The sequence below is a fragment of the Streptomyces sp. NPDC047108 genome (assembly GCF_040643575.1).
GTDB lineage: Bacteria > Actinomycetota > Actinomycetes > Streptomycetales > Streptomycetaceae > Streptomyces.
Window position 1 is genome coordinate 1 of the sequence record NZ_JBEYUP010000040.1, and the last position, 11,957, is coordinate 11,957.

Consider the following 11,957-nt stretch of genomic DNA (forward strand, 5'->3'; position numbering starts at 1 on the left):
CGATGCGGTGGACGCGGAACTGCCTTTCTCTTTGCGGGAGGTGGTCTTCGGTGACGATGTCGAGCTGCTGAATCGTACGGAGTTCGCGCAGCCTGGGTTGTTCGCGCTGGAAGTGGCGTTGTTCCGGTTGCTGGAGTCGTGGGGTGTGCGGCCGGATGTGCTCGCGGGTCATTCGATCGGTGAGATCGCCGCCGCCCATGTGGCGGGTGTCTGGTCGCTGGCCGACGCTTGCCGACTCGTGGTGGCGCGGGGTCGGTTGATGCAGGCGTTGCCCGAGGGTGGGGCGATGGTGGCGGTGGAGGCGTCGGAGGACGAGGCCTTGCCGCTGCTGAGCGACCGTGTGGGTCTTGCCGCGGTGAACGGGCCGCGGTCGGTGGTGGTTTCCGGTGACCGGGATGCAGTGGAGGAGATCGCGGAGGGCTTCCGTGCCCAGGGCCGCAAGTCGACGACGTTGCGGGTGAGTCACGCGTTCCATTCGCCGTTGATGGAGCCGATGCTGGCGGAGTTCCGGGAGGTCGCGGAGGGTCTGGCGTACGAGTCGCCGCAGTTGCCGGTCGTCTCCACGGTCACCGGCGAGGTGGCCAGTGGCGAGGAGTTGTGCTCGCCGGAGTACTGGGTGGAGCACGTCCGCCGGACCGTCCGGTACGCCGACGCCGTCCGCACCCTCGCGGAGAGCAAGACGACCCGGTTCGTCGAACTCGGGCCCGACGGCACACTCACCGCCCTCGCCCGGACCCTGCTCGACGACGACCGGCGCGTCCTGGCGCCCGCGTTGCGCAAGGACGGGTCGGAAGCGGAAACCCTGCTCGGCGCCGTCGGCACGCTGCATGTGCACGGGCAGAGCCCGGACTGGTCCGCGCTCCACCCCGGCGCCCGCACTGTCGACCTCCCCACCTACGCCTTCCAGCAGCGCCGGTTCTGGCTCGACCCCGTCCCCGGGAGCGGGCGGCGCGGGGGAGGGCATCCGCTGCTCGGCGCCGCGGTGACCCTGGCGGACTCCTCGGCCGTGGTCTCCACCACCGTCCTCTCGACCGGTGCCCACCCGTGGCTGGCCGACCACACCGTGGCCGGGGCGGTCGTGCTGCCCACGGCCGCGTACCTCGACTTCGCGCTGCATCTCGGCGGCCGGGTCGGCTGCGACCACCTCGTCGAACTCGGCCAGGAGCAGCCCCTCGTCCTCGACGGCCGTGCGCCCGTCGAGATCCAGGCCGTGCTCGACGGCCCGGGGGAGGACGGCGTCAGGCCGTTCGCCTGCTACTCCCGGCCGGCCACGACCGGAGTCGCCGCGGCGGTCGGCGAGGACGATGCCGACCGGCCCTGGACCTGCCACGCCCGCGGCGCCGTGGCACCGGCCGCTGCCACGGCGATCGAGCCGCAGCAGGACGAGACGGACGGGACATGGCCGCCGCCGGGCGCCCAGGAACTCGACGCCGAGGAAATCGAGGCGATCTACGAGGTGTTGCGGGAGCGGGGGCTGGACCACGGCCCGGCCTTCCGCGGCCTGACTGCCGTGTGGCGGACCGGAGACGAGGTGTGCGCCGAGGTCGCCGTACCGGAGGAGTTCCGGGCCGACGCCCTGAGGGTCGCGCTGCATCCGGTGCTGCTGGACGCGGCTCTGCACCTGGCCCCCGCGCTCGGGCACCCCGGCGGCTTCACGGTGACGTGGAGGGACTGCACCCTGTACGCGGCCTCAGCGGAGGTACTGCGGGTCCGGATGCGGGCCCTGGCCGACGGCTGGCTGTCGCTGGACCTGGCCGATGAGTCGGGTGCCCCGGTCGCCACCGTCGGTGCGGTCGGCCTCACCCCGGCCGATGAACTGTCCCTGCCCGCCGCGGGCGCGTCGAGCGACGATCTGTTCGCTGTCGATTGGGCCGAACTGGCCGCCACCGCAAGGCCGGTGCGTCGCGCGACGGTGGCCGTCGTGGGTGCCGTACCCGCCGCGGCGGACGCCGAGCGCCATCCGGACCTGGACACGTTCCTCGACGCACTCGACGCACCCGACGCACCCGATGCCTCCGACGCCGCCGTGCCGGAACTGGTCCTCATGTCCTGCCGGGGCGACGATGCGGAACTGCCCGCCGCCGCACACGAGTCGGCTTCCGCGGCCCTGCGGGTGCTGCAGCGCTGGCTGGCCGACGAGCGGACGGCCGATACGCGGCTGGTCCTGGTCACGCGGAACGCGGTGGCGACCCGGCCCGGCGAACCGGTCGCCGACCTCGCCACCGCAGCCGTACGCGGTCTGGTGCGCTCGGCCCAGTCGGAGAACCCGGGCCGCTTCCTGCTCGTGGACATCGACACCGACACCGCCGCGGACACCCCCGCGGACACGGATCCCGCCCAGGAACCCGACACCGAAACCGACACCGAAACCGACACCGAAACCGATTCCGATGCCGCCGCGGAAACGGGCACGGACGCCGCCCCGGACACCGGCACCCGCACGGACGCCGGGGCCCTCCTCACCGCCGTCGTCGACGCGGTGGACGCGGAGGAGACGGAGATCGCGCTCCGCTCAGGCCGTGCGTACGCTCCCCGCTTCACCCGGCACGTCCCGGAGGAATCCACCGGGCTCGTTCTCGATCCGGAGCGGACCGTACTGATCACCGGCGCGGGCGGCACCGTCGCCGCAGCCATCGCCCGGCATCTGGTCGCCACCCGCGGAGTGCGCCATCTGCTGCTCGTCAGCCGTCGCGGACCGGACGCGCCCGGTGCCGCCGACCTGCGCGCCGAACTCGAGGAGGCCGGTGCCGAGGTGACGGCCGCCGCGTGCGACGTCGCCGACCCCTCGGCCCTGTCCGCGCTGCTGGCCGCCGTACCGCCGGAGCATCCGCTCGGCGCCGTCTTCCACGCCGCCGGGGTGATCGACGACGGGGTGATCCCGGCCCTGACCCCGGAGCGGATCTCGGCGGTGCTGGGGCCCAAGGCCGACGCCGCCGTCCATCTGGAGCGGCTGACGCGGGACATGGACCTGTCGGCGTTCGTCCTGTTCTCGTCCGCCGCCGCCAGGCTCGGCGGTCCCGGCCAGGGCAACTACGCCGCAGCCAACGCGTTTCTGGAGGCACTCGCCGCCACACTGCGCGCACAGGGCCGGCCGGCGTTCGCCCTCGGCTGGGGCATGTGGGCCGATGACAGCGGTATGACGGCCGGGCTCGGCGAAGCCGACCGCACCCGGATGGCCCGCGCGGGCATCGCGCCCCTGGACACCGCGGACGCCCTGGCCCTGCTCGACCTCGCGCTGACGCAGGACCGGGCCGTGCTGCTGCCGGTCCGGCTGGATCTGTCCGTCGCGCGTGCCGCCACTCCCACCCCTGCCCTGCTGCGCGACCCCGCCGCGTCCGCACGCCGTACCGCGGGGGCCGCACGCTCGGGCGGACGGCTGGCTCGTACGCTCGCCGCGCTGCCCGAGTCCGAGCGGCCGGCCGCCGTTCTCCGTCTGCTGCTCGCGGAGATCGCCACCGTCCTCGGCCATGCCGCGGCCACTCCGCCCGCCGATCCCGAACGCGCCTTCCGCGACCTGGGTTTCGACTCACTCACCGCGGTCGACCTGCGCAACGCGCTGGAGCGCCGGACCGGGCTGCGGCTCACGCCCACCGTCGTCTTCGACCACCCCACCCCGGCCGCGCTCGCCGCCCATCTGCTGCGGTCCCTTCCGACCGGCGACCCACGGGCCCGGGCCGGCACCACCCCCGCCCCCGCCGCGGGCATCGGCGCGGACGAGCCCATCGCCATCGTCGGCATGGCCTGCCGGCTCCCCGGCGGTGCCGATACGCCCGAGACGCTGTGGGACCTGCTCACCTCCGGCGGCGACGGCGTGACCGGCTTCCCCGACGACCGGGGCTGGGACCTCGCCTCCCTGTACCACCCGGACCCCGCCCACGAGGGCACCAGCTACGCCCGCACCGGAGGCTTCCTGGACGGCGCCGACCGGTTCGACCCCGCGTTCTTCGGGATATCGCCCCGCGAGGCGCTGGCCATGGACCCGCAGCAGCGGCTGCTGCTCGAGGTGTGCTGGGAGGCCGTGGAGCGCGCGGGCGTCGACCCGCGGAGCTTGCGCGGCTCCCGTACGGGAGTCTTCGCCGGCACCAACGGCCAGGACTACACAGCGCTGTTGCGCACCTCGGCGGCGGACGTCGACGGCTACCTCGGCACGGGCAATGCCGCCAGCGTCGTCTCCGGCCGTATCTCCTACACCCTCGGTCTGGAAGGGCCCACCGTCACCGTCGACACCGCCTGCTCCTCCTCCCTGGTCGCCCTGCACTGGGCGGCGCGTGCCCTGCGCGCGGGCGAGTGCGACCTGGCGCTCGCGGGCGGCGTCACCGTGATGTCGACTCCGGCGGCGTTCCTGGAGTTCAGCCGTCAGCGCGGCCTCGCACCGGACGGACGCTGCAAGGCGTACGCGGACGACGCGGACGGCACCGGCTGGGGCGAGGGCGCCGGGATGCTGCTCGTGGAGCGGCTGTCCGACGCCCGCGCCAACGGACACCGGATCCTCGCCGTGGTCCGCGGCAGCGCCGTCAACTCCGACGGCGCCAGCAACGGTCTGACCGCCCCCAACGGCCCCTCCCAGGAACGGGTGATACGGGCGGCGCTGGCCGATGCCGGCCTCGCACCGGCTGATGTCGACGCCGTCGAGGGACACGGAACCGGCACCGTTCTCGGCGACCCCATCGAGGCACACGCCCTCCTCGCCACGTACGGCCAGGACCGTGACAGGCCGCTGTGGCTCGGCTCGGTGAAGTCCAACCTCGGCCACACCCAGGCCGCCGCCGGAGTCGCCGGCGTCATCAGGACGGTGCTGGCGCTGCGTCACGGCGAGCTGCCGCGCACCCTCCACGCGGACCGACCCTCCACCCACGTCGACTGGGCCTCCGGCGCCGTACGGCTGCTGACCGAGACTCAGCCGTGGCCGCAGGACGAGAGCAGGCGACGGCGCGCGGGTGTCTCCTCCTTCGGCTTCAGCGGCACCAACGCCCATGTGATCCTGGAAGAGGCACCGCCCGCCCCGGCCGCGACAACCGCTGCCCCGGCCGCGGCCGCCCCCGCGGCCTCACACGGGATCACGGCCTGGCCGCTGTCCGCCCGCACCCCCGAGGCGCTGCGCGCCCAGGCCGGGCGGCTGCTGGACCACGTGGCCCGGCACCCGCATCTCTCCGCCGCCGACCTCGGCCACTCCCTGGCGACCACCCGGCCCGCCTTCGAACACCGGGAGGTGCTTCTCGGCACCGGCCGCGACGACCTGCTCGCCGACCTCTCCCTGCTCGCCTCCGGCGAGCTGCGGACCGGCGAACCCGGCGCTGCCGCGCGCGGCGGAAGCACCGCCTTCCTGTTCACCGGACAAGGTGCCCAACGCCCGGGCATGGGAGGAGAGTTGTACAGGGCCTTCCCCGCCTTCGCCGAAGCCTTCGACGCGGTGTGCGCCCACTTCGGCTCTGACGAACTCGACGTCCCGCTGCACGAGGCGGTCCTCGGCGACGGCACCGGCGGGCTGCTCGACCGCACCGGCTACGCCCAGCCCGCCCTGTTCGCGCTGGAAGTGGCGCTCTACCGGCTGGTCCGCAGCCTCGGTGTGACGCCGAGCCATGTGCTCGGCCACTCCATCGGTTCCCTCGCCGCCGTGCACGCCGCCGGAGTCCTCTCCCTCCCCGACGCCTGCACGCTGGTCGCCGCCCGCGGCCGGCTGATGGACGCCCTCCCCGGTGGCGGGGCCATGGTCGCCCTCCAGGCCACCGAGGAAGAGGTGCTGCCGCTCCTGGACGGCCGGGAGCACCAGGTGGGCGTGGCCGCCGTCAACGGTCCTCGGGCCGTGGTGGTCTCCGGCGAGGAGGCCGCGGTGCTCGATCTCGCCGCGCAGGTCGAGGGTCTGGGCCGGCGTGTCAAGCGGCTGCGCGTCAGCCACGCCTTCCACTCACCGCTGATGGAGCCCATGCTCGGGGACTTCCGCAAGGTCGCCGCCTCGGTGCGGTACGACGAGCCCCGAATTCCCGTGATCTCCGACCTCACCGGGCGGCCCGCCGGAGCCGACGAACTCGGCTCGCCCGACTACTGGGTGCGCCATGTGCGCCAGGCCGTGCGCTACCACGACGGCGTACGGGCGCTGGAGGATCTCGGTGTCAGCCGGTACCTGGAGATCGGTCCCGACGGCACCCTGGCGGCGATGGCGGCCGACGCCGTCGACGACCCCGCCGGCACCCCCGCCATCGCGCTGCTGCGTACCGGCCGGGACGAGCCCGGCAGCCTCCTGGCGGGCCTGGCCCGTGCCCACGCCCATGGCGCGGATGTCGACTGGAGCGCCGCAACGGGAAGTTCCGGCGCGGTCGTCGATCTCCCGACGTACCCGTTCCAGCGGGAGCGCTACTGGCCGGCCGCAGGCGGCCGCGGTGCGGGCGACCTGGCAGCGGCGGGTCTCGCCGAGGCCGGACATCCGCTGCTCGGTGCCCGCGTCGACCTCGCCGACGCCGGTGGACACGTCTTCACCAGCCGGCTCTCCCTGCCGGACCAGCCGTGGCTGGCCGACCACGCCGTCGGTGGCACCTCCGTCCTGCCCGGCACCGCCTACCTCGATCTGGCCCTGCTCGCCGGCGACCGTGTGGGCTGCGACCGGGTGGCCGAACTGACCCTGGTCGAACCGCTGTTGCTCGCGGAGGACGAGTCCGTCACCCTGCAGTTGCGCATCGGGGCACCGGACGCCGACGGCAACCGGCCCCTCGGTATGCACTCGCGTCCCGCCGACGCCGCCCCCGACCGGGCCTGGACCCTGCACGCCGACGGCATCCTCGCCACCGGCGCCCGCCCGGAGCCCGATGGCACCCCGCTGGCCGCCTGGCCACCCCCGGACGCCGAGGAGTTGCCCGTCGGCGACACCTACGACCGCCTCGCCGAGGCCGGGTTCGGCTACGGACCCGTCTTCCAGGGGCTCCGCCACGCATGGCGCGTCGACGGCGACGTCTACGCGGAGGTCGCCCTCCCGGAGCGGGCCCACGCCGACGCCCCCCACTACGGCATGCACCCCGCGCTGCTGGACGCCGCCCTGCACGCCACCGCCTACCTGCCGATGGACGAAGCGGCGCCCGGCCGGCTGCCGTTCTCCTGGCGGGACGTGACCCTGCACGCCACCGGTGCCACCGCCGTACGCGTCCGGCTCAGCCTGCACGGCGGCGACGCCGTCACCCTCGATGTCGCCGACACGACCGGACGGGCGGTCGCCTCCATCGGTTCGCTCACCCTGCGCGAGATCGATCCCGAGCGGATGCGCGCACGGCCGCACCGGGGATCGGGCGACCTGTTCCGGTTCGACTGGCGGCCGCAGGCACCTGCCGACGCCCGATCCACCGGTGCCGACGCCCGGTCCACCGCTCGGCGGGACACGGACGCCGCGACGACGCCGGACGCTCCGACTCCTGCGGACGCTCCGACGACGGACACCCTGACGGTCCTGGGCGACGCCGCGGGGCGGGAGTTCGCCGCCGAACTCACCGCCGCAGGCGTGCCCGTCGACCTCACCCGGGACACCGACCTCGCGGCCCTCGCCACCGGTGGCGGAGAGCCCGGATCGGCCCCGCCCGGCACCGTCCTCGCCGTCGTACCCCGCGACAGCGGCACCCTCGAGCAGGCCGGGCACGCGGCGGCGCAGCAGGCGCTCACCCTCGTACGGCACCTGCTGGCCGAACGGGGTCTGGACGCCACCCGCCTGGTGCTCGTGACCCGGGACGCGCTCATGCCGGAGGGGCCCGCCGGGCCCGCCGTACGCCACCCCGCCGCGGCAGCGGCGTGGGGCCTGGTGCGCTCCGCCCAGTCCGAACACCCCGGCCGGTTCGTCCTCGTCGACACCGACAGCGCCACCGCCTCACTCGCCGCGCTGCCCGGCGCGCTCTTGGGCACCGACCCCCAACTCGCCCTGCGGGCGGGCTCCGTGCACCTGCCACGGATCGACCGCACCGACCCGGACGCCGCGCTGCGCCCGCCGCACGCCTCGGCCAGGGGCGCCTGGCGGCTCGACACGGTCCGCAAGGGCACCCTCGACGGCCTGGAACTCGTCGCCGCGCCCGAGGCCGAACGCGCCCTCGGCGAGGGCGAGATACGGATCGCCGTGCGCGCCGCGGGCGTCAACTTCCGCGACGTGCTCAACACGCTCGGCATGTACCCCGGACCGGCCCGCGACTTCGGCCTGGAAGGTGCCGGAGTCGTCACCGAAGCAGGCCCCGGCGTCACCGGATTCGCCGTCGGCGACCGCGTCATGGGCATGTTCCCCGCCGCCTACGGACCCGTCGCCGTGGCCGATGCCCGAACCGTCGCCCGTATCCCCGACGGCTGGACCTTCGCGCAGGCGGCCTCAGTGCCGATCGTGTTCCTCACCGCGTACTACGCCCTCGTCGACCTCGGTGGTGTCACCGGCGAGCAGTCCGTCCTCGTCCACGCCGCGGCCGGCGGCGTCGGCATGGCCGCCACCCAACTCGCCCGCCACCTGGGCGCCGAGGTGTACGCCACCGCGAGCCCCGGCAAATGGGACGCCCTGCGGGCGGCCGGACTGGACGACACCCACATCGCCTCCTCGCGCGACCTGGCCTTCGAGGACGCCTTCCGCACCGCGACCGGCGGCCGCGGCGTCGACCTCGTTCTGGACTCCCTGGCCGGCGAGTTCGTCGACGCCTCCCTGCGCCTGCTGCACCACGGCGGACACTTCCTGGAGATGGGCAAGACCGACATCCGCGACCCCGAGGACGTGGCGGCGCGTCAGCCCGGCGTCCGATACCAGGCGTTCGACCTCGTCGAAGCGGGCCCCGACCGCATCGGAGAGATGCTCACCGCCCTCGTCGACCTGTTCGAAGCCGGCGTGCTCACCCCCCTGCCCGTCACCCCGTGGGACGTACGCCGCGCACCCGAAGCGTTCCGCCACATGTCCCAGGCCCGCCACATCGGCAAGGTCGTCCTGACCGTCCCCGCACCGCTCGACCCGGACGGCACCGTCCTGATCACGGGCGGCACCGGCGGCCTCGGCGCCCTCCTCGCCCGGCATCTGGTCGCCGAGCACGGGGTACGCCATCTGCTGCTCGCCGGACGCCGCGGCCCCGACGCTCCCGGAGCGGGCCAACTCGCCGCCGAACTGGCCGAGTCCGGCGCCGACGTCCGGGTCGAGGCCGCCGACGTCGCCGACCGCGCGCAGGTGGCCGCGCTCCTCGCCTCCGTCCCCGACCGGCACCCCCTGACGGCCGTCGTCCACGCCGCCGGCGTCCTCGACGACACCGTCGTGGACCGGCTCAGCCCCGAACGGCTGGCCGCCGTCCTGCGCCCCAAACTGGACGGCGCCGCCCATCTGCACGACCTCACCCGCCATCTCGACCTGGGCGCCTTCGTCCTGTTCTCGTCGGTCGCCGGCACCCTCGGCGCCCCCGGCCAGGGCAACTACGCCGCGGCCAACGCCTTCCTCGACGCACTCGCCGAGCACCGGCGCGCCCTGGCCCTGCCCGCACTGTCCCTGCCCTGGGGTCCCTGGTCCCAGGCGACCGGCATGACCGGCGACCTCACCGATGCCGATGTCCGCCGCATGGAGCGGGCCGGACTGCCGCCGCTCACGGTGAAGGAGGGCTTGGCGCTGTTCACCGAGGCCCTCGACCAGCCCGCGGCCGTGCAGCTGCCGCTGGCTGTGGACCCGGCCCGGCTCGGCGCCCACGACCCCGTGCATCCGCTGCTGACCGGGCTGGCCCGCACCCGGCGCACCGTCAGCGACCCGGTACCGGGCGCCGGTACGGGTGACAGTGCCGGCCTCGCCGCCGAACTGGCCGGGATCGGCATAGCCGACCGGCTCCGCAGGCTCGTCGAAGAGGTCTGCCGTCAGGTCGCCGCCGTCCTCGGGCACACCTCCGCGGCCCGGCTCGACCCCGACCAGTCCTTCAAGGAACTCGGCTTCGACTCCCTGACCGCCGTGGAACTGCGCAACCGGATGAACGCCGCGACCGGGGTACTGCTGCCCGCCACCCTGGTCTTCGACTACCCGACGCCCGCCGTACTCGCCGACCACCTCTGCCGGGAGCACTTCGGCGGCGGCACCGATCCTGGTCCGGCCGCACCCGCACCGGGCACGGCCGCAGCGGGCGAGCCCGACGAGGCGACCATCCGCAAGCTGCTGACCTCCATTCCGATCAGCAAGGTCCGCGAATCCGGACTGCTGGACGCCCTGATGGACCTCGCACCGGTGGCCGTCCCCTCCGCCCGCAACGGCAACGGCAACGGCTCGGACCCCGGCACGGACGAGGACACCGACGAGGACGTCGCCACCCGGGACGTGGACGACATGGACGTGGACGACCTCGTCCGGATGGCACTGGGCGCCGATGACTGACGGCCCGGGTCCCCGCCCCTCCTGCCCACCGCACGCCGCGCTCCGCGCCGTCCGCCGGTCCTCAGGACCCGCCAACTCCCGTGCCCCCTGCCGTAGGTCCGGCCCTGCCTCTTCAACGAAGCGCGAAGTGTGGAGCTGAGCATGTCCTCCGAAAAAGTCGTCGAAGCCCTGCGTGCCTCGCTCAGGGAGAACGAACGGCTGCGCAAGCACAACCAGCAGCTGCAGGAGGTGATGACCGAATCGGTCGCGATCGTCTCCCTGGCCTGCCGCTGGCCGGGCGGAGCCGACACCCCCGAGGACTTCTGGCGGCTCCTCGCCGACGGCACGGACGCCATGACGGATTTCCCCGCCGACCGCGGCTGGGACCTCGACGCGCTGCTCCGGGACGACGACGGCGGCGGTGGCAGCGCCGCCGCCCAGGGCGGCTTCGTCCATCAGGCCGACCGCTTCGACGCCGACTTCTTCGGCATCTCGCCCCGCGAGGCCCTCGCCATGGACCCCCAGCAGCGGCTCCTGCTGGAGGTCGCCTGGGAGACGGTGGAGCGCGCGGGCATCGCCCCCGCCGCCCTGCGCGGCAGCAGCACCGGTGTCTTCGTCGGCTGCAGCAACCAGGAGTACGGATCCGGGCTGCGCGAGATCCCCGAGGGCGTCGAGGGCCACATCCTGACCGGCAACACCGGCAGCGTGGTCTCCGGCCGCGTCTCGTACACCTTGGGTCTGGAGGGGCCCGCGGTCACGGTGGACACGGCCTGTTCCTCGTCCCTGGTCGCGCTGCACCTGGCCTGCGGGGCGCTGCGGGCGGGGGAGTGCTCGCTGGCCCTGGCCGGTGGTGTCGCCGTGATGTCCACACCCGGCGCCTTCGTCGAGTTCAGCCGCCAGGGCGGTATGGCTCCCGACGGCCGCTGCAAGCCGTTCGCGGATGGGGCGGACGGTACGGGGTGGGGTGAGGGCGCGGGTCTGTTGCTGCTGGAGCGTTTGTCGGACGCGCGGCGGAACGGTCACCGTGTGCTGGCCGTCGTCCGTGGCAGTGCGGTCAACCAGGACGGCGCCTCCAACGGCCTCACCGCACCCAACGGGCCCTCCCAACAGCAGGTGATCCGCGCCGCGTTGGCGAATGCGGGGCTGTCGGCGTCGGATGTGGACGCGGTGGAGGCGCATGGGACGGGGACCACCCTGGGTGACCCGATCGAGGCGCAGGCGTTGCTCGCCACGTACGGGCGTGACCGTGAGCAGCCTCTGTGGCTGGGCTCCGTGAAGTCCAACATCGGGCACACGCAGGCCGCCGCCGGCGTGGCGGGCGTCATGAAGATGGTGCTGGCGATGCGCCACGGGACGCTGCCGCGCACCCTCCATGTCGACGAGCCGTCATCCCATGTCGACTGGCCGGCGGGCGACGTGAGCCTGCTGACCGAACCGCGGGACTGGCCGCGGACCGCCGACCGCCCGCGTCGCGTGGGAGTGTCGTCGTTCGGCATCTCCGGCACGAATGCGCATGTGGTGCTGGAGGAGGCCGGGGCGGTCGAGGGGGCCGTGGAGTCTGCGGGTTCTGCGGGGTCTGCGGGTTCCGGTGGTGGCTCGGTGGTGGTGTGGCCGGTGTCGGCGCGGGGTGAGGGGGCGTTGC

2 protein-coding genes are annotated in these 11,957 nt (G+C 74.2%); both read left to right on the forward strand.

Annotation, left to right across the window (positions count from 1 at the left end; all coding sequences use genetic code 11):
• Nucleotides 1-7 precede the first annotated feature (7 nt).
• A complete protein-coding gene (locus ABZ822_RS32425) occupies nt 8-10,336 on the forward strand; it encodes an SDR family NAD(P)-dependent oxidoreductase (RefSeq protein WP_360862040.1) in 10,329 nt (3,442 codons plus the stop codon).
• 135 nt (nt 10,337-10,471) lie between these two features.
• Nucleotides 10,472-11,957 (forward strand): beta-ketoacyl synthase N-terminal-like domain-containing protein (locus ABZ822_RS32430; protein WP_360862042.1); only part of this gene is annotated, 1,486 nt, incomplete at its 3' end.